We start from the raw sequence: 24,854 nt of genomic DNA, 5'->3' as shown, positions 1-24,854 counted from the left end.
ACTCAAAAAATTATTAATTCAGCACAAAAGGTTGTCTATAGCCAAACAAGCCTTGTTGTAATGTATCTATTTTACTTCGACTATTGCCATTGCTTCCGATACCTTTGAAAACAAATTGCAGTGCAATACTGGAGTCGAATTCGTTTAAATCCCTGACGCCATCGTTATTGAAGCGAGTAGCGAGTCCTCTTTGCGCTACCAAACGCAGTGCCCAGCAGCAACTTTCATATTCGAGACCGAAGAAGCTCTCTGCTGTGCGCGAGCGATCCAAATCCTTGTACCAGCGCCCAACCCAGTGCCAGCGTTTACTGATAGGCCAACTGGCAGAAATACCAACTTGATTGATTTCTTCATTTGACAGTTCGCGAATATATCGATGGTTTACTTGCACCAGTTTTTCTGGTCCAAATCTATATTCTGTAGAAAAACTACTTCTTTCTACTTTGTCCGTCTCATTGCTGACCTGTATATCTGAGTGCAAAAACCAGTTTTGGTTCACTTCCCAATCAAGCTCGGCGGCAATGGCTGAACGGTCGTCACTTCGTAAACTATCTTGTAATTTTGCACTTTCAAGATAAATTATTTGCCCAATGCTAGCAACCAAAACCTCTCGATTGTTAGTATCTATGAGTCTTGTCGTCAGTCCGAGTGTGATTTGATTGTTATCGTTGATACGGTCTAAACCTGTAAACTCTTGGCCTCTAAAAATATTACTGAAAGAGGTGAGTAACTCGGTCGTATCATACAGCCCTATGTTGGATTGATCTTCAAAGCTCGTATAAAGATATTGCGCTTTGGGTTCCAGCGTAATTGTATGTTGACTTCCCGCCACAAAACTAGGGCGTTCAAAAATCAAAGAACCAAAAAGTCTCGCTTGACCAAGCGTCCGGTCAACGTCTTCTTCCAAAATTGTGTTATTGGCAGGTAAGTCTTGCTGATAACGGGTGTGTAAAACGCTGAATTGAGCGAATAATTCGCCCCATGGCTTTTGATATGGCACGGTTAGAGAGGGTTCAATATGGAAGCGAACCGCATTGGCAAAATCAGGGTTAGCGTTTTCAAAGTAGGCTAATTCCGATTTTACATCAAAAGATAGATAATCTGACAAAGCAGATGAATAATTTAATTTTGCTTCTGGCAGCGCACGGTAATTTGAACTAACTTGACCTAAGGTCGCAAAATCTCGAATGGTCATGGTGAAATCCAAGTTTTGCGAATAGTAGTTCACGCCTAACTGTCTGTACAAATGAGTATCAGCTTGATTGTAGAACTGTGAGCCGAGATCGACAATGTAGTTGTCGTCACTGAGGTCACTAATGTCTGCAACTATTGACCAACTGTCAGACAGTTTGCCCTTATGTGTGAATCGATAAAAGTATCGACTTTTATCAACTTGGCGGTCAATGTCATTCGGCAAATACTCTAGGTGTAGTTCTCCGGCATGTTTTGGAAACAAATATCGCCATTCGTTTTTTAACTGCACGCCTCGATTGGTCATGAAGCGAGTGCTGATAGTAGTGTCGATATTGGGCGCAATATTCCAATAAAAAGGCTGTTCGTATTCGACGCCTGTGCTACTAGAGCTACCTATTTCCGGAAACAAGAAGCCGGTTTGACGCTCTGTTGTTATGGGGAACGCAAAATATGGCATGTAGAACACTGGCACGCTACCGACATAAAAAGCGGTGTTTTTTGCCACGCCATACGGTCTGCCTTTTTTTATTGAGATTTCGCTGGCGTGAATTTTCCAGTCTTCACCACCCACTGGGCATGTAGTAAAGCTAACGTCTTCTAGTAATACGCCTTTTTCTTCTGATACAGACAGTAATTCTGCACCGCCTCGGCCATTGACTGTGCTCAATTTGTAATTGGTAGAAGCCATTTGTAGGAGTTTGAGCGGGGTGTTTACTTCTACGCCTACACTATTAACTTTTAGCAACTCGTCAGTGTATTCGACATCACCGTCTGCGCTGATGATTTTACCATTTTCTTGCACTGTTGCAGATTCTGTTTTGATTGTGCTCGTTGGCGTTTTTATAACGACATTACCCTCAAAGGTCGCTAAGGTATTTTGAATAATTTGTGCAGCTTCAGAATCGACGTGTATTTGCCCTTTTGGGACAAGAGTGGGCGTATATTGGTGTTTATCTATCTCGCATATTACTTGCGCCGCACTTGAAAATGCAGAGAAGCAAATAGCTGTGAATATTAAGCGAGTGCGGGCTTTCATTAATAATTGATTTTTAGCGAGATCTAGCAACAGTCAAAACAACCGCGAATTCTATATTCTACAGGAAGAATAACCAACCTTTATGTTAAAAAAAGCGTTTTTTTCTGAAATTAACAGCAAATCTCATTACAATTGAGTGAAATTCAAGGCAAAAATTGAACAAGATTTGTTTTATGGGATATTGGGGAAAGGTAATAGGCGTACTCCTCGGCATGGCTATTTTTAAATTGCCAGGTGCCATTTTAGGGCTGATTGTTGGCCATCTATTCGATATTAACTATGCACGTGATTTTTCTGCTAGAGGCGGGTTTGCCCGTTTTTTTTCAGGATCTGAAAACATGAAAAATGACGGTGTGTTTTTCCACGCTTTGTTTTCTGCCTTAGGGCATATTGCTAAAGCAGATGGGCGTGTTACCGAGCAAGAAATCCACGTCGCGTCTAGATTGATGGACGATATGCGACTAAATGGAGAGTTAAGAAAAGAAGCCCAACAAGCATTTCGAGAAGGAAAGTCAAAAACCTTTCCTCTGGCAGACATGCTTAAGGTGTTTAAGGAACACTGTCACTCGCGCCGAGATTTGATGCAGGTGTTTCTAGAACTATTGATTGCGGCCTCATGTGCTGATGGACACTTGAGTAAAGAAGAATTGGGGATTTTAAAATCTGTAGCGAAAACACTGGGTTTTAGTCAAGCTGATCTACAGTTTTTAATCAGTACCTACGAAGCGGGTCAACGATTCAGGCGCTCGCAAAGTCAATACAGACAAGCGCACTCTCAGCACTCTTCTCGCCAAGGTGCCTATGCGCGTCAGTCTGCGTCAAATAATCTACAGGATGCATATCGAATTTTAGGTGTAAATGAAAAAACCACAGGAAAGGATGTAAAGCGAGCATATAAAAAGCTCATGTCGCAACATCATCCAGATAAGTTATTGGCAAAAGGTGTCCCGCAGCAAGCTTTGGACTTAGCAAAAGAAAAAACGCAGGATATTCAATCGGCATATGCGCTGATTCGTGAGTCGAGGCCTGACATTTGAAGATTTCGACGCATAACCAATGGGTGATTGATGACTTCATCAGTATGCTGTGGGTAGAAAAAGGCCTGAGTGAAAATACAACTAAATCTTATACTACAGATTTAAAAGCATTTACGCGTTTTTTGCATCAATTTTGTGGTGATCTCGATTTGGAGAGTGTTACTAAAACACATATCGAGGCGTATTTATCATACCGCTTGAGTAAAAATATATCTCAACGTTCTACGTCTCGCTTTTTAAGTACCTTGAGAGCCTTGTATCAGTATCTCCTTGCTTCGCAAAGCATTAATAAGAATCCAGTCGAACAAATTAAAAATCCCAAATTACCGGTTTACTTGCCCAATACTTTGTCTGAAAAACAGGTTGTTGATCTTCTTGCTGCTCCAGACGAAAACGATCCCATTCAAATGCGCGACAAAGCAATGCTAGAGTTACTTTACGCTACGGGAATACGGGTGAGTGAGTTGGTCAACTTGCAAATGCATGAAATTGGCATGCTGCAGGGTGTCATCAGGGTAACGGGAAAGGGAGGAAAGGAGCGCTTAGTGCCGATGGGCGAGCACGCGCAAGATGTCCTCACTACTTACCTTAAAGGTGCGAGAGCAGAACTTTTAAGTACGCCTAGTAATACTGTTTTTCCTAGTAAGCGAGGAAAAACGATGACGCGTCAAACCTTTTGGCATCGGATAAAGTACTACGCGAAAGTGGCTGGCATTGAAGCTGAGCTTTCACCACATACTTTACGGCACGCTTTTGCCACGCATTTACTCAACTACGGCGCAGATTTACGCGTTGTACAAATGTTGCTCGGGCATGCTGATTTGTCCACCACGCAAATCTATACGCATGTTGCGACCCATAGACTACAAAAGCTTGTAGAAGAGCATCATCCTAGGGGATAATGATGGTACAAGACGTGAAACTAGATGCTTGTGAAATTAATCACAAGTCAGAGCGGTCTAGTTTCCACGAAACTAAATACCTTTTGGAAGTATTACATGCTTAAACACAAAATTTTTCAAAAATTGACTTCATTGCTCACATTTGGTGCCTTGGTGTTAAGTGCAAGCGCTTTAGCGCAAACTGCAATAGATGTGAAAAGTAAATCCTTTACAGACTCTCTCGGGCAAAAGCTGCAATTGAGGATAGATGCTGTAGCCGATTCGCCAGTACCTGGTCTGGTGCAGTTATACACGGATCGTGGCCTGTTTTATGCCAGTGATGACGGCAAGCACTTTTTACAAGCACGCGTTTACAATGTCGAAAATAGTATTGTCGATGTAACTGAAAACGCACTTAAAGATATGCGTGTATCAGGTATGGAAAAGTTTGCTGATAGTGCAATAGTATTCAAAGCTAAAAATGAAAAACATGTTATCAATGTTTTTACCGATGCAACTTGTGGCTACTGTCGTAAATTGCATAACGAAATGGATCAACTCAATGACTTAGGAATTACCGTCAGATATTTGGCCTTCCCGAGAGCTGGAGTCGGTAGTTCTGTATATAAAGACGCGGTTTCTATTTGGTGTGCTAAAGATCCACAAGATGCGATAACGCGTGCTAAGGCGGGTGAAACTGTGGCAAGTGCGCATTGTGAAAATCAAGTGGCTGAACAATACAACTTTGGTAAGCAGATTGGCGTGAATGGCACACCAAATATTGTGTTTCCTGACGGTTCAGTCATTCCAGGTTACCAACCCGCTAAAATGCTTGCTGATGCGTTGGCTCAGGCAGCTGGGTAAGGCTTTATTTAGCATGTGTTTCTCTCAAGTGTCAGCTGTAAAATTCGAGAGAAGCATAGTGAGCTCATAGCACGATAAGTTCTCTTTGCGTTTCACCAGTTCAGGAGAATTTTTCGTGCGTAAGTGTGAAGCTTTTCGTTCAATGTTGAAAAGGATTTTGTTTCATGGTTCATCAGACGTTTATTAAGACCATTTTTACAGGCTTAATAGCTACACTTTTTTGGGGTGGTGTAGCCGTCCTGACCATTGGAATGCTTGTTGAATACTATTCTGTATCTTTCTCCGCCTTTGGTAGTTTTTTGGTTAAAGTATCGAGTGCAGTTTTGGGTGCAGGTGTTTTTGCTGCAATAATGAAGTCCGCGCAATTTACCGAAATTTTTCAACGGCAAATTTTTGAAGTATTCAATAACCCAAAAAAGTTAGGTGAAATTGTTGATGTACCAGGCCGATGGAAAGTGCTCACTTCTTCTCGTCTAAAGGATGTGTTACCGGATATATACTCTGTCGCAACAGATCAGATAGAGACCGCATTTTTTGATGATGAGCTGGAATATCATTTTGAAAACTACGATCATACCTTTGATTTTAAAGTTGTAGATGGCCAGATAAAAGTCAGTAACACTTTTGATGCCGTAGTTGTCAGGAATCCAAAGTCTGCAAAGAGTATATTTTTACAAAAATTTTCCGTTGAGGAAGAGGTTTTTGATTATCAATTGGAGGATTTTTTTGTCGGAAATGAACCGATAAAAAATCTTGATGACTACTTTAAACTTAACGAAGATGAAGATGGCAGGAAGCATTATGCGTTGCGATATGAGATTGATAAATCGCTCGAAAAGTTACGTATAAGACGAACGGTTACTTATATTCAGAGTCTAAGCACTGAACCATACGTTAATATTGTGGTGGGGCGGTATATTAAAGGTGGTATTGTATCTGCACGTGCAAGTGAAGGGTATTCGTTGAAATTTATTAAAAGCGGCCTGGATACATTCGCCTCTAAACCGCTCGAAGGGAATAAGGCCGAGGGCTTTAAAACTTGGACTTTGGCAAAACAAGATGACTTGCTACTTCCTGGTACTGGTTATATACTGATGATTGTCAAAGATAAGTCGATAACAAGTAACCAGTGATATCGAATGATTACGAGGTATTTCATTATATGAAGCGTTCTACCGAACAAGTATAATCGTCAGAATAGATTTTAAATATGCTAAAAGAGGCAGCTTTTTACAGCTGCCTCTTTTTGTTTTTTCACCTCACTCATGATCCGAGCTGCTGTGGTGTGGTATGCAAATCGTTATTGTAAGCTACACTTTAATGGCATGGGCACGAACAATATAGCGCAGCTCTGCTTCACTACTCAGTTCATCAAAGGGATAGCAGGTAATTAAAGTAATCACATCGTCCTGAGTGGGAAAAGTGACTTCAACCGCATCAGCATCGACAATAGCAATTTCACTGACTTCATATATTTTTGTGATGTGTTGTGTAAACCTTATTTGCTCACCGAGGGTGAGAGTTTGCAGTTTTGCAAAGTGCGTGTCTCGGTGACCAAATATAACTATATTGCCCAGTTCATTTGTCGTGGCACTTGTGCTCAGTCGCGTAGGGCCAAAGGCCAGGTTTCTCAAATTAGTACCTTCTAATACCATCAATGATAGGTTCGCAAAGTCTAACTTTCCTGAAACATGGGTATCTGCCCATGGCCATGGTTTTGTTGGTTTGCTGTATTTTATTTGCATGTGCCATGCACGTTCAATGAAGTATTGAGCCAACCAAGCTTTGGCGCTTATGTAATTTCCGTTGGCGAGCAGAACGCTTCCCGCTAGCAACACACCAATAAATATGAAACGGTATTGTTTGGTGCCCATCTTGCTATACCTTTTGTTCTGCCGAAAGCTGTTTTTCCCCTTTGATAATTAACGCAATATAGGCGATCCCTAAGGCACCAATAAAAGATAAAAAGGCTCCCCAGAGATTCAGTTGACGGCTTGAAGTTGCCGTTTTTGCTAGCATTTTCAGCTTGTTGCCCTGCGGCAGAGATTCTCTGGTGATCTCTTCGTTATTTATGGCATATTGATTGTCTATAGCAACGAGACTGGTATAGTCAGTTACTAGATCATGCTTCAATGCCAATGCAGTTATACTTTTTTGTGTATGCATTTTCAGGGATTGGAAATCTTCGCCTGTCTTAATTGAGGTATGTAGACGCCGCTTTAACGCTCTTATTTTTTCATACGCCCATTGCTTGGCGATGCCTTTGGTATCGAGAACAGTGTTGTGGGGATTTAGGTTTAGTTGCCTACTCCAAGGAATAAATTCAAGGTTGCCTAAACGAGAGATATTTGCTTGCCTACCTTCGACTAAAACCGAAGCTCTTGCTTGTTTTTCGCCCTCAGACAAGTGGTAGTATATATGTAGAGGATCACCGGAATACAAATCTGGGATGACTTGCGGAAATATTTCAAGCTTTTCGCTCCCAGCCGTATTGCCGTCCATGACTTGTGCCAATAGCTCGGTAATTACAGGCTGTTTTATCTTTTTTAATATTTTTCGCATTTCTTGTTCTACTAAGGCAGTACTGCCAATGACAGTATGTGTACCCTTGCCGACGAGTGCTGCTTCTTGCATAAAATAAGTGTTAGGCGCTGGGCCAATACCGATTGTAAACAGTCGCACGTTACCCAATGACTGGTGAATTTTTTCGAGTAGCTCAGCTTCATTGCCAATACTGCCGTCTGTAACAAAAATGAATTGTGTTAGTCTGGTGTCATCGACTGGGGAATAGGAGTGGAGCTCAAAAGCAAGCTCTAATGCGGATAGCATTTCGGTTCCACCATCAGCGTCTAAGCGCTGAATATACTTTAGTGCTTGTTGTTTGTTGGCCTTAGATGCTAGGTAAGACGTACCCCACAGAGCATTGGCAGCACTACTAAACTCAATGATGTTAAAGCGGTCACTCTCATTGAGATCCTTGATTGCATATTTCAAGGCTTCTTTTGCCTGCGTCATGGCTTCACCCACCATTGAGCCGGATGTATCGAGAATGAAGGTAATATCTCTTTTTAGCTCAATGGGTGCTTGTTCGGGCGCAAGTAAACTAATCAATCCATATGTGCCATCTACTGTATTTTGAGCAAAATGACTCACTTGTGTGTGTGTCTGCGTTTCGGCTTGCCAACGCAAAACAAAGCTGTCACTCACTTCATCGCTTTGTGTTGAATTTGTATTATTTCGTATGTAATAACGCGTGTTGCTGGGTCTATCAATCTGAATCTCATGATGCAGGGATTCAATGTTCCTTAGTGGCAGCCCCATGTCCAAATGAATGTTGACCTCGGTTTTATTATCTTGATTGTGATGAGGCAATGCAGTGTCGGACATTTCGTCCGGTAACAAGCGTTTTGGTAAATAGCGGGGAGTTAAACCTATGGGCAAGCGTAACTCGTAAGCTTGTTGGGAGGGCAGTAACAGCTGCTGGTATTCTAATTCAACAATGATTTCAGCCTCTGCTGGAATATGGCTCACTTCATTTTTAAACACATTTGGACGAAGTTGGCTGACTAAGCTTGCACGTTTTCCTGTCGATTTGGCTTGTTCAAATAAACGTTTGGCCTCTTCTTTTAGCGCTATTTTGCCTTCAATTATTCGATCACCAATTTTGAGGGTTAAGGCATCAACAGCGGCGTTTTCTGGCAGGGGGAAAACATATACACCGTTTACACTTTGGGCGCTTGGGTTTTGGAATACCTGGGTAACTTTAGTGCGTACGATGGGGCCTGTCACTTCAACATCAAATTGTGTTTGGTGTTTCAGCGCTTGATAGTATATGGGCTCAAGCAAAGCTCCATTCGGCATAGTTGATGCTTTATTTTCTTGTTCCGAATGTTGGGCTTGGAAATAAAAATTGCCCTCTTGGGCTTGATAGATATTTGTGACATATTGCGATGCTGCGTGGCTTGAATCATTGTAAGATAAGTTTGCCTGAGATGGGAATTGAACATTGACTTGTTGATTGGCAGAAGCAATGTTTTCAAGCTTTGTATTATTGATCAGTCCGCTGCTCATTAGTGTGGCGTTTGTATGAGGACGTACATTATTGTCAGTGTCAAACGGATAGTGATAAATAGTCTTAATTAGGCTTAACACAGCAATAGATGCTGCGATAATGGCAAGTTTTGAAAAGGTGTTCATGTGGAATCCTTGATCGGCTCAAGCTTCCAACGAAGCTTGAGCGAATTGATGGAATAATGAGTCTCAATCTATGGCTATTTAGCTGCCGTCATATTTTGCTGTGAGGGGTTTATTTTTAGGGTAGCGCGCCGGTCGAAAAAGTACTCTTCGGCACTTGGCGTCATCTGTGCATTCAATTGAGGCTGTGTTTCGCCAAAACCGGTATAGTCTATTTGAGAGGCTTGCACATTTTTAGCTGTCAAGTATTCGGCTATAGCCTTTGCTCGTTGCTCTGAGAGTACTTTATTATAGTGCGAGTCACCACGTTGGTCGGCAAAGCCGTTCACAGACACAGTCAGTTCTGGATAAGCATTGAGTAAACTCGCCAGTTTATCCAATTGGCTGGTGTACTCTTCTTCCACGATAAAAGAAGCGGTTTTAAACTGTATATTGGTTTCTAGTTTTGGCAGCACTTCGAGTATTTGCTTGGTTTGTGCTTCTTTAAAGTTTGCAAGCTGAATGCTTTTGGCTTGGTGCAACTTTTCTAGATCGCTCTGCAAGGCGATTATTTTGTTTTCTTGCTTCGATAAAGCATATTCGGCTTGATTCAATGCTTGACGTTGCGCGTTTTTCTTGTCTTCGTCGTTGACATCATCGGCGATAAATATACCAAATATGCCGCCTACGATTGCGCCTACGGGGCCGCCCACGGCAGCACCAGCAACGAGTCCCGAACTAAAACCGATGAGTTCATTTTTTGATTCTTTTGCTGTTTTGACTTCGTCGCTGGCTTTCGCGTTACCGGCAGAAACTACGTTTAATGCAAGAAAAAGTGAAGTCGCTAAGATTGTTTTTTTCATTTGGTTTTCCTCAGAATGTTTGGGTTTACGGGTTCTATTAAAAACAAACAAACTGACAATCTAGGGGAAACAAAATGGCAATGTGATGCTCAAATGTGGCAGAAATATGGAAATTGAGCTGATTTCCTTTTATTAACGAGCGTTTCGCTATAGTGTTAAGCTTACAAATTTTGAGTTGATTAATGTACATGCAAAAGCACATTGCCCTTGTTGAAGATGATATTGCTTTAAGGGAAAACTACATTGCTGCTCTGACTCAGCAAGGATATAAAGTAAGCACTTACTCAAGTCGTCCAGAAGCTGAGCGAGCTTTCACAGAAAAACTACCTGATTTAGCCATTATTGACATTGGTTTAGGCGATGATATCGACGGTGGTTTTGCCGTTTGCCAATTGGCGCGAAGTTTGTCTAAAAGTCTGCCAATCATTTTTTTTACTGCGAGAGACAATGATTTCGATACCATTTGTGGCTTGCGGATGGGAGCAGATGATTATTTGACCAAAGACATCAGTTTGCCTCATTTACTTGCTAGGATATCCGCGCTATTTAGACGGACGGAATTATTGAAGCAAACACCACAACAAAGTGATTTGATTGTGTCGGATAAGCTGACTATGGACTTAAATCGGATGCAAGTAACCTATAGTGGTCAAGTTATAGAGTTAACTGTCACCGAATTTTGGATGTTACACGGTATTGCCAAGCATCCTGGACATGTCAAAAGTCGCCAGCAACTTATGGATGATTCCAAGATGGTGGTAGATGACACCACCATTACCTCTCACATCAAACGTATCAGAAAAAAGTTTCTGCAGGTGGATGGCAGCTTTGATTCAATAGAAACGGTTTACGGTATGGGTTACCGGTGGAAAGCAAAAGTATGAAACGTTTTGCTTTGGGTTTGCGCACAAAGATTTTATTTTTTGCTTCATTTTTACTAGCAATCCCTTACCTAGGTTATCAATATGTGTGGGAGTTAGAGTCGTATTTAAGGATTGGTCAGGAACAAACACTGGTTGGGACCGCCAGCGCTGTTGCTACTGCACTTCACGAACGCCCAGCACTGTTTGATAGCCGTGCTGGTTTCTCAGCAGAGGTAACACCCGGCAAAGACTTGATAGCCCACGAAATACAGTATCCGATCCAACTGGATGGGCGTTTAGACGATTGGCAAGAGTACCAAACACATATGAAAGATTATGGTGCTAGCTCTTTAATTGAGCAGAGCCAAGTATACCATCCAGCATCCTTGCAGTTTAAACACATGTTAGGCAGGTACGAACAGTTTTTGTATGCGATCTTTGACGTGACAGACGACAATCTTATTTTTAGACCGCAAAACAGCTTGAGAGTTGACCGTAACGACTTTTTGCAGGTTGCTATGATTAGCAATGATGGCTTATTTAAACGCTATTTGATTGCGCCTTATGAGCCGGGTTGGGTCAACGCTTATTTGCTTGATCAAAGTACCGATTCACTTACCCCAGTTTCTCTTGAGACAAAAATACAGGGGCAGTGGAGGATTACGGACAAAGGATATAATGTGGAACTTCGGTTTCCATTAAGCATGTTATCGAGCAATATCGCGTTTGCAATTGGAGATGTCGATGATGAAATGTCGCGTCGCTATAAATATCTCATAGGCACCGCTAATCCTACTCAAGCCGATGACTTGGGCAACGTACTCACACCTTCGCCTGAAATAGAGCGGATTATCAAGGGCTTAAAGCATGCAAATGCGCGTGTTTGGGTGGTCGATAGCCAGCGGCGAGTATTAGCAAAATCGGGTGATATCTTAAAAGCTAGGGGACTAAGCGTAAATCAAACGACGCCGTCAAACCCCAATGTTTGGCAACGTTTTGAATACAATTATTTAAAACCCTTGTATAGCCGTATTCTGACAAATCCGGCTTCGGATTTCATCGACGACTTAGCGAATGCCTATGCGCTTGAAGGAAAAGACATCCAACAAGCCTTAAATGGGCAAGCAGATACCTTGTGGCGCTTAAGTTCAGACAACAAAGCCGTGATCTTGTCGGCGGCGCACCCCATTTATCACAATGGAGAAGTAATGGGGGCGGTGGTAGTAGAGCAAACGACACATGGAATACGCACTTTGCGAAACCAAGCACTCGAGAAGCAATTTAATTTCATACTTGCCGTTACCGCGATCGGGGTTTTGTCTTTACTTTTGTTGGCATCTAGAATTTCAAATCGTATCCGCGATCTGCGCAATGCTACCGAGTCGGCGATTGACCCAAGTGGTAAAATAGTGCGAAGTATTGAACCTTCCAATAGCACGGATGAAATTGGTGATTTGAGCCGTACCTTTCATCAAGTATTAGAAAAACTGTCGCAGTACAATGCCTACCTCGAAAATATGGCTTCGCGCTTGTCACATGAATTGCGTACCCCCGTAGCCGTTGTCAATTCTTCGCTAGATAACATTGTACTTGATCCGGAAAACCAGAAAACTTACATACAACGCGCAAAAGAGGGTATCTCTCGCTTAAGTAAAATATTGAACAATATGAGCGAAGCCACACGTCTGGAGGAAGCAATAAAACGAAGTGAGAAGGAAGATTTTGATTTGATAAGCTTGTTGAAAGGCTGTGTTGAAGGCTACCGAATGACGCATACGAATTATGCGTTTCAATTAGATCTTGATATGGAGGCTCACACTCTGTCAGGCGATCCAGACTTATTTGCGCAAATGCTCGATAAAGTGGTGAGTAATGCAATTGAGTTTTCTGCGCCTGATCACCCTATAAAAATAAGAGCTTTTAAAAAACGTCAAAACATTGCGATTTCAGTGACCAATACCGGTGTGTTGTTGCCAGAAAACATGAAAAGTCAGCTGACCAATTCGATGGTCTCGGTTCGTGCAAACACTACTAGTGAATCTTCGCATTTAGGCTTAGGTTTGTTTATTGCAAAGATCATTGCAGAGTTTCACAAAGGCAGGATCGACATAGATAACCAACCAGACCACAGTGGTGTGATTGTTTTGTTGCAGTTTTGAATCCAAAGCACTTTGAGAACTGAGCTCTTACAAGAATTTCCGTTTTTCGTATTTTTTCACACTTACTGTGTCAACTAACTTTTTGACGTCTTCAGTGCATTGCTTCTATTGATAAAATTTTGTATGGAGATCATTTTAAACCTACATGTTAAGTTTGTGTCTCCAATTGGAGACGTCATTACGATTTTCCTTATGATTATGTAAGACTCTGAGTGTTTTATGTACATTTTTTAGTTTTAATGAAGCTAAAATATTTTTTTAATCACAATTTACGGCAATTTTTTTTTAAGTTCACTATTAAAAAGCACTAATAAACATATATTTAGAAATATACTCTCCATATATTTGTACTATCCCCCAAAACTTACATGATTTGGTTTACAAGCAATGGTTTTAATTGTAACAATAAAATGAAATAGTAAATAAGAACTGTCGCCATATTGCAACAAGCAATGGCGTTGTCCTTTCTGTATATCCTGTTTCAATTTATATACCTAAGAACCTTTAAATATCTAAGATGTATACCTTAGATTAATAAATTATTGTGGTTATAAACTAGAGGAAACTACCATGTTACTTTCTACAACAGACTCATTAAATCTTGATAACTCTAATAATAGCCAATATGGTAAAGATTTATGTTCAGAAATAAACACATCTAAAACAGCTATTGAAATAGCTGCATATAAACGCAAGGAAAGAATTTTGGAACGACGTAAAAAGCGTGAAGATGCTTTCAGGGCAGAGGCGCAATGGGTTTTTGAGCACTTTGCGACTCATTTTTCAGCGACCTGTGCAAGGTCTGAAAATCAACTTAACGCAGCATTTAAGATTCGGCATGATGTATTTTGCGATGAAACAAAGATCTTTGAAGGAAATGCTACAGGCTTAGAGCGAGATAAGTATGATGATTACGCAGAACAAGTGCTAATTCAACATCAGAGAACCTCTGATTATGCAGGATGTGTGCGTTTAATAATGCCAGAGAATAATGCCGAGATTCTTCCAATAGAAAAGCAGGGACTAAAATATATTGAAGATACCTCAGTCTTACCTGATAAGTTTGAAAGGTCGGAAATAGCTGAAGTGTCAAGAATTTTAATCCCAAGAGTTTTCAGAAAAAGACGTCAAGACAAAGCAGACTGTGCTGAACAAACAGGTATAGATATAAGCAAATATAATGAAAATGATAAGCGTTGTTTTCCCTTTATTGCAGTCGGTTTGTATATGGCTTGTACAGCGATGTTTAAAAACAGAAACAAAAAGCATATATATTTTATGGCAGATCCCAGGCTAGGTAAATCCATGCAAGTAGTAGGGTTAACGATGCGTCAGATTGGCCCAGAATTTGAGTATGTGGGCAGAAGAGTTCCATACTATATTGATTTCGAGAACTTTTTGGAAAACCTCAAACCTTCGTTTGAAACCATGCTAGAAGAATTTTTGAAAACCATAAAATAATCTCTTTTTATGTGGCATGGAAGCCATTTCCTTCCTATAGTTATTATCGCCTTTTTCAAAAAACAAATATCTATATTAACTAAAAAAAATAACAAGATTTCCGATACCAAAGTACAAGTGATTGGCAGGAATTTTTATGTTCGAATATAGTACCGCATTTTCTAGAAACATTGGCTGGATAACAGAAGCCGAATTAGCCGTTATTAAAAAATCAAAAATAGGTGTTGCAGGGCTTGGGGGATCTGGTGGTGAACATTGCCTAACGCTCGCAAGAATGGGATTTGAAAATTTTCATATTTCAGATTTTGATGAATTCGAAATCCATAATTTTAATAGGCAAGCGGGCGCGTATGTTTCTACCCTTAATAGGCCAAAATGTGAAGTTTTGGCTGAAATGATTAAAGATATCAATCCTTTAGCAACAGTTAAACAGTTTCCCAAAGGAGTGAATGCGGATAACGTCCATGAGTTCTTTGATGAGCTTGACATATATGTGGATGGGATTGATTTTTTCGCCCTAGATGCGAGGAAACTTGTATATAGCGAAGCGGAAAAAAGGGGAATTCCCAATTTATTGGCAGCACCTTTGGGTATGAGTGCTGCCTTGGTTTGTTTTGACAAGGATTCTATGGGCTATGAAGAGTATTATCGGTTTAGCACTTGCAAGGACAAAAAGGAAGCATGTATTAAATTGTTAATGGGCTTAGCGCCTTCAGCCACCCACAGAAATTATTTGGTTGATGAAAGCACTGCCGACTTTGATAAGGAAAAAGGTCCATCGACTCCAATGGCAATAAAACTTTGTTCTGGGCTATTAGTTACTCAAGTAATAAAGCTAGTTTTGGGGCGAGGTAAAGTATATAAAGCCCCTTATTCAATGCAAGTTGATGCATACAACCATAAGTACAAAATAAGCAAAATCCCCTTTGGAAATAACGGTCCAATCCAGCGTATCAAATACGCAATGGTGAAAAAGTTAGTAAGTAACTAAACAGCATTTAAATTGCCCACGACATATGAACGGTAGAAGGTATTCTACCGTCAACTAATCTGCCAATTGAGCGTTAATATCCGACAATGTTTTGCTAATTATTGCATTATCGGGAGCCAAGGCACTCGCTTTTTCAGCATATGGCAATGCTTCATCGTAACGTTTTAATTTGAACAATTCGTCAGCAATATTATTGAGGGCTACTATGTTATTTGGAGATAGTTTGAGTGTTTTGCTATAGGCTTCTATTGCGGCTTCACCTGCCATTAGGGTACCTTCTAACAATAGTGTATTTGCGTCGGCAAGTTCTGTATTATTAAAATTCATAATAAGTTTTTGAGCGCGTCTAGAATCGCCTGCATTCACTAAAAATTGCCCTAAATCAATGACTGTTTGAGGACTTGGATAAGCCTTGTAATTATCACTATATATCTTTCCTGCTTCTGCAACCTCGCCACTATGCATTTTCGCCTTTGCTTTGATTCGATTGTACTCCAGTGATTCGCTTGAAGTTGTTAGTACACTTAGTGCATCTTTCGACTTGTTTTGCTGAATAAGTATTTCAGCTAAACGTAGTTTTAATTTTTCGTTTCCTGGAAATCTAGGTATATAAGTTCTTAAAATATTTTCTAGAGATTGGTTGTCTTGTAGCATTTCGTATGTGCTTAACACGTATTTTAGTTCACTAAATGAGACTATGGATATGTTTTTAGTTTTGTCAATCGCTGCTTTTGCAAGTTCACTCTCACCATTTTGAATATACGATTGCGCCAATGTGTACCAATAAATGGTACTGTTTTCGGTGCTTCCACTGTAGGAAAGGAGTGTTTGGATGGCGTCGTAAAGGTTGCCATGACTTGCGTAATAAATATTTAGTAGGATAGCTTCCTGTATTCTATCTTCACTATTACTGTACAAGTTCTTGATGAAACCTGCTTTGTTAACTCCTAGTTCTTGTTCATAGGCACTGTACAAACGAAGCAAAGGAAGGCTATAAGGAAACTTCTCAAGGCCTTCAGTAACAGTATTTAACGCAACAATTGTATTGTTCAATTGGGTATGTGCCCTTGATTTCACTATATAGGCATGCGCACTGGTCTCGTAACCAGTCAAGGCTTCAATAGATTTATTGTATTCCCCAGCAGCGAGATACACCTCAGATAGAAACAATGTATTTGTATCATCACTAGGCATTACACTTTGCCAAGAGCGAATCGTGTTAATCGCCTTTTCAAATTGTTCTTTCGAAACTAAGTGTCCAATGATTGCACTTTTAGCGACAATCATTTGTTCTCGATTAAAGTTAATATTTCCTGATAAATACTCGTTCATCAGGCGTGTACTAGAGTCAAGTAAATCTTTTGCATTGCCACTTTCACCAGCACTTAACTTAATAACTTCGTATTCAAGTTCAATTGCTGGGTGGACTTTATCTTCTAAGCTGATGGCACTAACAATGCCCTCAATGCCTTTAGTATTGCCTGATGATTGTAATCCCGCTAAAAGAGCGGCAATGTTGTTTATTTGTGAATTGCTACTGATTTTATCTCTTGCGAGGTCGTTAACTACTGCCTGTTCTGCGTTGGTTACCGCGCGTGCATAAATCAACATATTGTGGTAGTTTGAGTTGCCCTTAACACCTTGTAGACCACGTTCTAAAAATTCAATAGTCTGCTCATAATTCCCTAGGTTGAAGTTAATTTCTGCTGCAATAAGATAGTTTTGTGTTGAGGTATACCCTCCCTGTAAAGCTCTTTCAATGTGAATTTTAGCCTTAGACAAGTCTCTTTTTTGTAATGCGGATAGCGTTTTTAAATGATTGACAATCGGTTGATCAGGGTATTGTGCGAGCAATTCATCTAGTGCCTTGTCTGCCTCTTCCCAGTTTTCCGATAGCACATATGCATTTGCAATCGACAATTTGGTTTTTGAATGTTCAGGCCGTAATGTGAGTAGAGTCGAAAATAAATCAATTGCTGCATCAAAATTTCCCGCCGCTACGTTTAAATTTGCATTAGTTTCTAAGAACAGCCAATTTGCTCTACTACTCCCGTAAGTATCAGCTATTTTCCGAAGGTCTTCTAAATACTTTTGCGGATCATCATGTTTAGCAAATGTTGTGGTAGCAAGAGCAAAATCGTTGCTTAAAGAACTCTCATCTGTAATCTGTTTCGATAAATCTTTTATAGCACTTTTGGTTTTATCTTTTCGGCTTAGTGTCAACGCATATGCAATGTCAGAAATTCTGACACCTTCAGATAAGTCGTTCCTATTTGACTTATAAAAAGAAATTAATGAATCTGGAGAACTAGTGTTATAAAGGCTTTCAATTCTGTTCTCGAATGCTTCATCATTAAATTTACCCGATACTCTAACATACTGATATTCAGCTTCTTGATACAGACCTTGGTAGTTAAGCACATTACCCAATACTAGTCTTAAGTCGTCTGCGTCTGGGTTTTCTACTAAAAACTCTTTAAGTAAAATTTCGGCTGTTTTAAACTTTTTCGACTGTATTAGCAATGTTGTTTCTTCTAGAAGCTCTTCCCGACTTTTTTGTGGTGTACAGCCAAAAATAAACAATAGTGCAACAATTAAAAAAAGCTCAGATGCAAGGCGCATATAATTTACTCCGTGTATTGCTAAGAAACACCGCTACAAGCAAGTGCAAATCCTAATACTCAAACTTTAAAGCAAAACTAAGTAAAAAGCGATATTCGTTGAATAGTGATTTGAATTTATGGCGAGTTACTGCAACGCATTTATGCAAAAGATGTGTGATGTGTAAAGAAGAAACGTCAATGAACTGAACATAAAAAACCGCAACACAAGATGCTGCGATTTTTTTTACAATGCTTATGACTCAAACTGACTACTTCCATTTGACTGCTTTGTGAGTCAAATTTGTAGTATTTTTACTTAGTGCGACGGGCACCAAAAGCAAGACCTGCGATACCTAAACCAAGTAAAGCGATAACGCTTGGCTCTGGAACTTCAGCAGCAGAAAATTCTACGCTCGCTTCACCAGTAAAACGTTGAATTACGTTTTCAGCTGTGAAGTCGATTTGAATAAAGAAATCTTCCAAATCTCCATCAGAAATAAGCATATTGTAGAAAGGGTCTGGATCGATGAAGAAGTTTTCACCGGCAGCACTTAATGTAACATTGTCACCTGTTAATCCAAAACCACCACTACCTTGACCTACAGCAGTTCCTACTGAGCCGCCTGACGCGATGTTACCCGTGAATAACTCGATGTCATCATCAAGTTCTGCCGCACTGAAGTTAACGCCACCGTTGGTAACAGCTGCTTGAATGAAGGTGTTTGTATCAGTCTCAACATCCAAAACCATGTTGAAACTTCCAGACCAGTTTCCAGTTGAAATACTAGTTGGTAGGTTGTTATTTGTTACGTTACCGCTAACATTGATTACTGAATATAAGCCGTAATCTGTTGTTAAACCACTTACATTAGGGAATATCTGGAACGATGTGTAACTTAACAAAATTGTTGCGTCGAATGCTCCCGTCGCTGCATTAGTCACTACGATTACTTCTTGGTAGTTACCACTTAGTATGTCTGCAGTAAAAGTTGTTCCAACACCAACATCAGTGTAGCCTAAAGAGTTGTCTACGACAAAAGGTAGACCAGCAGAGAATGCAGAAGTTGACATACCTGCCAACAATGCCGCTGCTGTTAAATTTTTAATTGCCTTAACCATGATTGTAGAATCCTTCGAGTTTTAAACAGTCAATCACTCTTTTGCATTTGTTGTGCCATAAATTTAAGTTGTTGAAAAATAAAAATAAAAACAATATTTAAGAACGAGGTTTTTTGGTTTTGTAAAAACTTTCGACACTAATATACTCAAGATAATCTAGTATTTTGGCTGTAACTATGGCATCCGGTTAGTCCTCTAATATCTTCGCCATTTTGTTCAACTAAGGCTGGCCTGCCGTCAATTATTGCTTCCCACTTTCCGTCCCTTACAAGAACAGACACGTCAATGGTGCTTTTAGGGCTATCTTTTTTGAAAAGCCAAATTCCGAATGGAGTTTCTGGCTCGTTGGTACTCTGTGAGGAGTAGGCAAATAGTTTGCCAGAGACAATGGCTTGATAAATGATAAATATCAAGAAAACAAAGTATCTCACAAACGCTGTACTCGCCATATATAGCTTAATTGTTCATCATACTAGCATGCCCAAAAGATAAGCTAAAAGAGTACTCATAATTGCCAGGCTTTACTTGATACTTTTCTAAGGGGGCACCTAGCGATGTCCATGAATCCGTGCCTCCTACACCAGATTGTTTATAGTCAATGTTCAGAGTATTGAAGCTTTGTCTTTCTAACTCATAGGGGTGCTTGGCTGTATCGATGTTTTCTTGCGAATATGGCCAAACAGACATGCTGAGTGGTGTTGGGCTATCAATGAGAAGATTGGTGCCTCCGTTTTTACTCGACATTTCCCACCAATCTACATCGGTTCTATTAGCGTTTTCTTGCGGCACCATGTAGTGGAAGAACATTTCATGTGCGTTGTCTTTGTAGATATTGATCTCTGCACTACTGTTTCTGTCTACGTAGTTTTCGTATGGACCTCGGCCATAATAACGCACACTACTTAGTGTGTTGGAGACGCCAGTTTGCATGCCGATGCGTTTGAGTGGAGGCAGCGAGGATGCACTAGAAAACTGTATAGTGACTACGACATTTCCCGAATTTGAGATCTGATATTTGTGCATAAATGAGACTTGCTTGTCGATGCTATGGTGTGCTGTTAGTACATAGCCATGCCCTTGTTTTTCATATTGTAAGTCTTTCAATTTAAGGTTATTGGCTGCGCTTTTCCAAAAAGCTAAGGTTTTGTGGGATTTCCATGCTCGTGCATCATTGTCAGTTTGTGGACGCCAAAAATTAGCTTTTAGTGGTGCGACTAACACAGGTGTATTTTGGAAAGTAAGTGACGATAACCAGCCTGCCTGTTTATCAAAAATCACTTGTAAAGCGCCATTCTTGAAAGTAACTGTTGTTGCAGTTTCAGTCACTTGCAATCGGTCTTTGAACTCATCTATAGAGGCTTTTTTTTCGGTAAACCAAGGCAACTCAAATTTCTCTTTTGCCATTTCCATTGGCATATCTGTCCATGCCGTTGGTGTCCGTAATTTTGCTGCAACCCTCAACCAATAGCGTTTTCCTGCAACGGGTGAAACCTTGGGAATATCCAAGGTCATGTATGTTGTTTTTTGTGGCGCAAGTGCATCAAGGTCAAACTCTTTGCTATGTATAACTTTGTCATCTTCCATTAGCGCCCATGTAAACACATAAGCTGATGAGTCTGTGTGGAACTGACGGTTTTTAATGGAAAGTTTATTTGTATCGACGTCGAATGAGTCAAACCAGAATGGTTGAAACACGTATTTTGCATGGTGTAGTTCGGGTGTAGGATTACCGTAAGAATCAACAATACCATTTTGATTAAAGGCATTGGTATTGGGAATATCTCCGAAGTCGCCGCCATAAGCTAAGAATTTGTGCCCATTTTCGTTAATATGCTCAAGCCCTTGATCCATCCAATCCCAAATAAACCCGCCAATCAGATTGTCTCGTGCCCAAATTAAGTCCCAAAATTCTTCTAAATTTCCAAATGAGTTGCCCATTGCATGAGAGTATTCACACATGACAATTGGCCTATTGATATATGCGCTATCTGATAAACCTTTAAGATATTCAAGACTTGGATACATTCTGCTGATTACATCTACATAGGGAGGATCACTAGGGTTTGCGAGTGGGGTATGACGGCCGAGATTTTCAAGTTTCTCTGGTACCCAATACCAAGTCTTGGGCGGTTCAATAAACTCAGGGTGTTCGGGTAAGCTTTGCGCACCTTCGTAATGGACAAATCGACTTGGATCATAGTCTTTGATCCAAGCAGCTGCGGCCGCATGTGCCGGTCCCATGCCTGACTCATTCCCCAAGGACCATGAAATAATCGACGGATGATTTTGATCTCTTCGCACCATACGAGTGATTCTATCCATTATCGCAGGCACCCACATCGGATCATTTGAAAACTGCCCTCCAAACATATGGCTTTCAACGTTGGCTTCATCCATTACGTACAAGCCATATTGATCGGCCAGCTCCAGTAAATACGGATCATTCGGGTAATGTGCGGTACGCACCGCATTAAAATTGTTTTGTTTCATCATTTTTAGATCGCGTTCTAGGTCGGCTCGGTTTAATGCTTTTCCCCTGACCGCGTGATGATCGTGTCGGTTGACGCCAATGAGCTTGATACTTTTGCCATTGATAAGTAATTGACCTTTTTCATTGTCGAGGCGCACTTCACGAAAGCCAACTTGTGTACTCTTGGCTTCGACTAGTTGGTTGTTGTCGTTGTATAAAGAGATAACCAAGGTGTACAGGTTGGGCTCTTCGGCACTCCACAGTAATGGCTTGTCAACGCGTAAATTGAATATATCAAATTGGATATTTTCACGCTGAGGATACTGTTGCATGATTGCATCCGCTGACACTGCTTGAGGAATATCAAACACTGCTTCATTGTTAAGATACAGTTGGCTTTCAAGTCGCCAATTTTTCAATTTTTTATTGTCGGAGATAGTTAAAAATGGACGAATACGCAAATGCCCAACTGTGTAGTCTTCTGATAGTTTTGGTCGTGCAAAGAAGTCTTTAATCGCAACTTTAGGTCTGGACAGTAAAAGGACTTCTCTGTGGATACCACTGAGTTTCCACATGTCTTGACCTTCTAAATAACTACCGTCGCTCCAGCGCATAACTTGCAATGCAATTTTGTTTTTGCCAGTTGAAACGTAGGGCGTGATATCAAATTCTGCGGGCAACATGCTTCCTTGACTGTATCCGACTTTATGCCCATTAACCCAAACATAAAAAGCAGACGCAATGCCACCAAAGTGCAGTATGATTTGCTCTTTTTCCCATCCTTTGAGCAGTTCAAAATTCCTAATATATTTACTTACGGGGTTAGCTCGAGAGATCAAGGGGCTAGTATCAGGTAAGGGGTTGCCCGTTTTACTAGAGTAAAACGGCAGTTCAGTATTTGTGTAAAAAGGTATGTCGAAGCCAAACAATTCGACACTTGAAGGCACAGGCAAGGTCTGCCAACGAGAATGGTCATAAGTTGTTGTTACAAATGCTTGGTCGATATTCTCGTCGTCATATTGAAACTTAAAAAACCAATCGCCGTTTAAATTCAGATAGCGACTGCGTTCTCTATTAGTGCTTAAGGCTTCGTCAATACTCTTATAAGAATACGGAACACTTCTAGTAGGCATTCTATTGCGAGAGATGACTTCTGGTGATTCCCAGTCTTTTGAACCAAGGTACTGGGTATGTTCCGCCAATTTAAAATGTGGCGTTTGGGGAGGGGGGGACGCACAACTCAGAAGCAAATATATAGTGGTAAAGCCAATAATACTTTTTATCATTTTGTCACTCGTTACAAAGATCAATAGACCTTAGAGTATTAATACAAATCTGATGGAAGTATAAGGCTTACCAATACATTTAAATATAAAAAATGTTATTTTTATGTAAATTTATTAAGCGTTAGTTTACTGCTTTCTCGTACAGGACAATAGCCGGATTCTATAAAACATCAATGTGTATCGTGCCTCTGTTGCCGTTTGCTGTGTAAAGAATGCGACAATCGTTTTTCTTTTTTTCGTTTTGATTGGCTAACATTTCTGTAAGTGTCGTGATGCTTGTTGGCGTCCTTCGTATCGTCATAGTCATCCAACAATTCGTCTCTAGAAAACCGTAAGTCTTTTCCCATTGTTTATTACTCGCTTTACCTTCAACTACCAAGGAAGGGTGCCATAGCCAATCCGACCCTGATCCAACTTATTTATAAGCTTATTTCGGCAAAATTCAAAGAAGTGTTTAGTATAAAAAAGCAACAGTAAGTATTGCTTTGGCATAAGCGATGCGGAAAGCTCGTTGTATCACACATGTTTTCAGCTGCTGGTGGTCAATTGTGTGGTTAATGGCAACTTTGTGTAGACCTTCGGGGCTAGGCAACGCGCCTTTACCATCTCTGAGGTAAATACTGCGTGAAATACAAAGGCATCACGATATTGGTTTGTTCTAATGCTGAAGAGCCTTGTGTACCCGTTAACTTAAAGGTTTTACTTGGAGTACATTTTTCAACGTAGGATGCCAACGACTTTGCTCTTGTACGTTTACCACTTTTGACTTCAACAGGGATGATATCGCCTTCATCGGTCGCCAAAATAAATTCGATTTTGGCGCGGGCGTCATTCCATGAATAGCTTGGGTCAACGCCAATAGCTGTGAGCTCTTGTTGCACAAAGTTTTCAGCCACATAGCCTTTGTATTCATAGTTTTGTTGCTTAATCTCTTTATAACTGCAGCCCTGCATATGATTGAGCAGGCCCACATCAAACAGAAATAGTTTAACCATGTTGTCTTTTTTATAGGCCGCCAACGGAGATTTCGGTAATCCTTCAATAGGGTAGTTTGGCAAAGCTAAGCGGCAGCAGTTAAGCCAATGGATCGCGCTTTCAAAATCGCTATAACGAGATTTCCGCTCATGCACATGCTTAAATTTAAAGCGTTTAACCGACTCATCGCTGACAAGTGATAGCTGGGCTGGAATGCTATTAAACACCGATTCAATCAGTGCGGCATCGACCTTGCCCGCGTACTTACCGAAATCGCGGCGATAACCTTCAACTAAATCGGCATGAATTTTTGTGACTTTTTCAACACGCTCTAGAATGCTTGAATCCTTATACTGATACCAAGCAGAAACGGCTTCCGGCATACCGCCGGTAAAAAAATAGTCGGTTAGTTTATCCATCAATTTAGTGTGCACCGCCGGTCTGCTTGCTTGACTATCAAATGCTTTGATCAGTGCTTGTTCGTTTGATGCGTAAATAAATTCTTGGAAGGTTAGTGGTCGTAAATCGTATTGTTCTACTTTGCCAACAGGGAAGGTGTTGAGCAAACCAATGTTCGAACCGCTGGCCGCGACGAAATAGGATGGTGTTTTTTCGGCAAATTGCACCATTGTCTTTAAATTATGAATCGTATCCGGCTCCTTCAGACAAACAACGGACATTAACGGTAAAGCTAAATTACGCCGTTTTATGGCACAATTTATGAACCGTTTTTTAAAGTTTTGATTTGACTGGTACGCTTGCGCCTAATAGCAATGTACGCGCAAAGGTCACGGCTTCTCAGCGTGGGAAGAATAGTCCTCGCTTAGCAGAACGTCCGAAAAATCCAGATAAGCCGTACCATGCCCGCAGCATGAGTTG

General features: G+C 40.6%; 17 protein-coding genes and 1 pseudogene. 8 read left to right on the top strand and 10 right to left on the bottom strand.

Annotated elements, in window-relative coordinates:
* Positions 1-13 precede the first annotated feature (13 nt).
* On the bottom strand, positions 14-2,230 hold the full coding sequence (locus ACFOHL_RS11250) for an LPS-assembly protein LptD (RefSeq protein WP_376920329.1): 2,217 nt from the start codon (positions 2,228-2,230) through the stop codon (positions 14-16).
* Positions 2,231-2,403: 173 nt separating this feature from the next.
* Between ACFOHL_RS11250 and djlA the strand changes: the two genes are divergently transcribed.
* The 4 genes from djlA (at position 2,404) to ACFOHL_RS11230 (ending at position 6,145) form a co-directional block, all read left to right on the top strand.
* Entirely contained in the window at positions 2,404-3,267 is an 864-nt protein-coding gene (gene djlA / locus ACFOHL_RS11245; protein WP_376920458.1) for a co-chaperone DjlA, read from the top strand.
* The gene (gene xerD / locus ACFOHL_RS11240) at positions 3,264-4,169 is read left to right on the top strand and encodes a site-specific tyrosine recombinase XerD (protein ID WP_376920328.1); all 906 of its coding nucleotides are present in this window, start codon (positions 3,264-3,266) and stop codon (positions 4,167-4,169) included. The genes djlA and xerD overlap by 4 nt, the downstream gene beginning before the upstream one ends.
* 96 nt (positions 4,170-4,265) lie before the next feature.
* Positions 4,266-5,012: a bifunctional protein-disulfide isomerase/oxidoreductase DsbC gene (gene dsbC, locus ACFOHL_RS11235; protein ID WP_376920327.1), complete on the top strand. Its 747-nt coding sequence runs from the start codon at positions 4,266-4,268 to the stop codon at positions 5,010-5,012.
* A 164-nt stretch (positions 5,013-5,176) separates the two neighbouring features.
* Entirely contained in the window at positions 5,177-6,145 is a 969-nt protein-coding gene (locus ACFOHL_RS11230; protein WP_376920326.1) for a hypothetical protein, read from the top strand.
* Between the two features lie 177 nt (positions 6,146-6,322).
* Here the strand turns inward: ACFOHL_RS11230 and ACFOHL_RS11225 are convergent, their stop codons facing one another.
* The 3 genes from ACFOHL_RS11225 to pdsO form a co-directional block, all read right to left on the bottom strand.
* Positions 6,323-6,886 carry a class GN sortase gene (locus tag ACFOHL_RS11225; protein ID WP_376920325.1) on the bottom strand — a complete coding sequence of 188 codons (564 nt, stop codon included), beginning with the start codon at positions 6,884-6,886 and terminating at the stop codon, positions 6,323-6,325.
* A gap of 4 nt (positions 6,887-6,890) precedes the next feature.
* Positions 6,891-9,209: a marine proteobacterial sortase target protein gene (locus ACFOHL_RS11220; RefSeq protein ID WP_376920324.1), complete on the bottom strand. Its 2,319-nt coding sequence runs from the start codon at positions 9,207-9,209 to the stop codon at positions 6,891-6,893.
* Between the two features lie 74 nt (positions 9,210-9,283).
* Positions 9,284-10,048 (bottom strand): sortase-associated OmpA-like protein PdsO, encoded by a 765-nt coding sequence (gene pdsO / locus ACFOHL_RS11215; protein WP_376920323.1) that lies wholly within the window; start codon positions 10,046-10,048, stop codon positions 9,284-9,286.
* Positions 10,049-10,236: 188 nt separating this feature from the next.
* On the opposite strand from pdsO, the gene pdsR reads away from it, so the two are divergent.
* From pdsR to ACFOHL_RS11195, 4 genes are all read left to right on the top strand, one after another.
* Positions 10,237-10,932 carry a proteobacterial dedicated sortase system response regulator gene (gene pdsR / locus ACFOHL_RS11210; protein WP_376920322.1) on the top strand — a complete coding sequence of 232 codons (696 nt, stop codon included), beginning with the start codon at positions 10,237-10,239 and terminating at the stop codon, positions 10,930-10,932.
* Positions 10,929-13,070 (top strand): proteobacterial dedicated sortase system histidine kinase, encoded by a 2,142-nt coding sequence (gene pdsS / locus ACFOHL_RS11205; protein WP_376920321.1) that lies wholly within the window; start codon positions 10,929-10,931, stop codon positions 13,068-13,070. The genes pdsR and pdsS overlap by 4 nt, the downstream gene beginning before the upstream one ends.
* A gap of 570 nt (positions 13,071-13,640) precedes the next feature.
* Positions 13,641-14,531 carry a PEP-CTERM/exosortase system-associated acyltransferase gene (locus tag ACFOHL_RS11200; protein WP_376920320.1) on the top strand — a complete coding sequence of 297 codons (891 nt, stop codon included), beginning with the start codon at positions 13,641-13,643 and terminating at the stop codon, positions 14,529-14,531.
* Between the two features lie 136 nt (positions 14,532-14,667).
* On the top strand, positions 14,668-15,522 hold the full coding sequence (locus tag ACFOHL_RS11195) for a ThiF family adenylyltransferase (protein ID WP_376920319.1): 855 nt from the start codon (positions 14,668-14,670) through the stop codon (positions 15,520-15,522).
* Positions 15,523-15,576: 54 nt separating this feature from the next.
* Here the strand turns inward: ACFOHL_RS11195 and ACFOHL_RS11190 are convergent, their stop codons facing one another.
* The 6 genes and pseudogenes from ACFOHL_RS11190 to ACFOHL_RS11165 form a co-directional block, all read right to left on the bottom strand.
* A complete protein-coding gene (locus ACFOHL_RS11190; RefSeq protein ID WP_376920318.1) occupies positions 15,577-18,144 on the bottom strand; it encodes a tetratricopeptide repeat protein in 2,568 nt (855 codons plus the stop codon).
* Positions 18,145-18,437: 293 nt separating this feature from the next.
* Positions 18,438-19,244, bottom strand: coding sequence for a flocculation-associated PEP-CTERM protein PepA (pepA, locus tag ACFOHL_RS11185; protein WP_376920317.1), 807 nt, complete (start codon positions 19,242-19,244; stop codon positions 18,438-18,440).
* Between the two features lie 146 nt (positions 19,245-19,390).
* Complete coding sequence (locus ACFOHL_RS11180; RefSeq protein ID WP_376920316.1) at positions 19,391-19,693, bottom strand: hypothetical protein; 303 nt, start codon at positions 19,691-19,693, stop codon at positions 19,391-19,393.
* A gap of 7 nt (positions 19,694-19,700) precedes the next feature.
* A complete protein-coding gene (locus ACFOHL_RS11175) occupies positions 19,701-23,000 on the bottom strand; it encodes a glycoside hydrolase family 2 TIM barrel-domain containing protein (RefSeq protein WP_376920315.1) in 3,300 nt (1,099 codons plus the stop codon).
* A gap of 170 nt (positions 23,001-23,170) precedes the next feature.
* Entirely contained in the window at positions 23,171-23,347 is a 177-nt protein-coding gene (locus ACFOHL_RS11170; RefSeq protein WP_376920314.1) for a hypothetical protein, read from the bottom strand.
* A 252-nt stretch (positions 23,348-23,599) separates the two neighbouring features.
* Positions 23,600-24,598, bottom strand: a pseudogene (locus ACFOHL_RS11165) (ATP-binding protein); the annotation flags it as partial.
* Positions 24,599-24,854 lie beyond the last annotated feature (256 nt).

The sequence above is a fragment of the Agaribacter flavus genome, assembly GCF_042646125.1.
GTDB lineage: Bacteria > Pseudomonadota > Gammaproteobacteria > Enterobacterales > Alteromonadaceae > Glaciecola > Glaciecola flavus.
The sequence above is the reverse complement of the archived record's forward strand: the minus strand, read 5'-3'. Positions and strand labels throughout refer to the sequence as shown.

What these genes read in the sequence shown, in the direction of transcription:
- ACFOHL_RS11250 (WP_376920329.1), bottom strand. Translation starts at nt 2,230, where the DNA reads ATGAAAGCCCGCACTCGCTTAATATTCACAGCTATTTGCTTCTCTGCA.
- djlA (WP_376920458.1), top strand. Translation starts at nt 2,404, where the DNA reads ATGGGATATTGGGGAAAGGTAATAGGCGTACTCCTCGGCATGGCTATT.
- dsbC (WP_376920327.1), top strand. Translation starts at nt 4,266, where the DNA reads ATGCTTAAACACAAAATTTTTCAAAAATTGACTTCATTGCTCACATTT.
- ACFOHL_RS11230 (WP_376920326.1), top strand. Translation starts at nt 5,177, where the DNA reads ATGGTTCATCAGACGTTTATTAAGACCATTTTTACAGGCTTAATAGCT.
- ACFOHL_RS11225 (WP_376920325.1), bottom strand. Translation starts at nt 6,886, where the DNA reads ATGGGCACCAAACAATACCGTTTCATATTTATTGGTGTGTTGCTAGCG.
- ACFOHL_RS11220 (WP_376920324.1), bottom strand. Translation starts at nt 9,209, where the DNA reads ATGAACACCTTTTCAAAACTTGCCATTATCGCAGCATCTATTGCTGTG.
- pdsO (WP_376920323.1), bottom strand. Translation starts at nt 10,048, where the DNA reads ATGAAAAAAACAATCTTAGCGACTTCACTTTTTCTTGCATTAAACGTA.
- pdsR (WP_376920322.1), top strand. Translation starts at nt 10,237, where the DNA reads ATGCAAAAGCACATTGCCCTTGTTGAAGATGATATTGCTTTAAGGGAA.
- pdsS (WP_376920321.1), top strand. Translation starts at nt 10,929, where the DNA reads ATGAAACGTTTTGCTTTGGGTTTGCGCACAAAGATTTTATTTTTTGCT.
- ACFOHL_RS11200 (WP_376920320.1), top strand. Translation starts at nt 13,641, where the DNA reads ATGTTACTTTCTACAACAGACTCATTAAATCTTGATAACTCTAATAAT.
- ACFOHL_RS11195 (WP_376920319.1), top strand. Translation starts at nt 14,668, where the DNA reads ATGTTCGAATATAGTACCGCATTTTCTAGAAACATTGGCTGGATAACA.
- ACFOHL_RS11190 (WP_376920318.1), bottom strand. Translation starts at nt 18,144, where the DNA reads ATGCGCCTTGCATCTGAGCTTTTTTTAATTGTTGCACTATTGTTTATT.
- pepA (WP_376920317.1), bottom strand. Translation starts at nt 19,244, where the DNA reads ATGGTTAAGGCAATTAAAAATTTAACAGCAGCGGCATTGTTGGCAGGT.
- ACFOHL_RS11180 (WP_376920316.1), bottom strand. Translation starts at nt 19,693, where the DNA reads ATGGCGAGTACAGCGTTTGTGAGATACTTTGTTTTCTTGATATTTATC.
- ACFOHL_RS11175 (WP_376920315.1), bottom strand. Translation starts at nt 23,000, where the DNA reads ATGATAAAAAGTATTATTGGCTTTACCACTATATATTTGCTTCTGAGT.
- ACFOHL_RS11170 (WP_376920314.1), bottom strand. Translation starts at nt 23,347, where the DNA reads ATGGGAAAAGACTTACGGTTTTCTAGAGACGAATTGTTGGATGACTAT.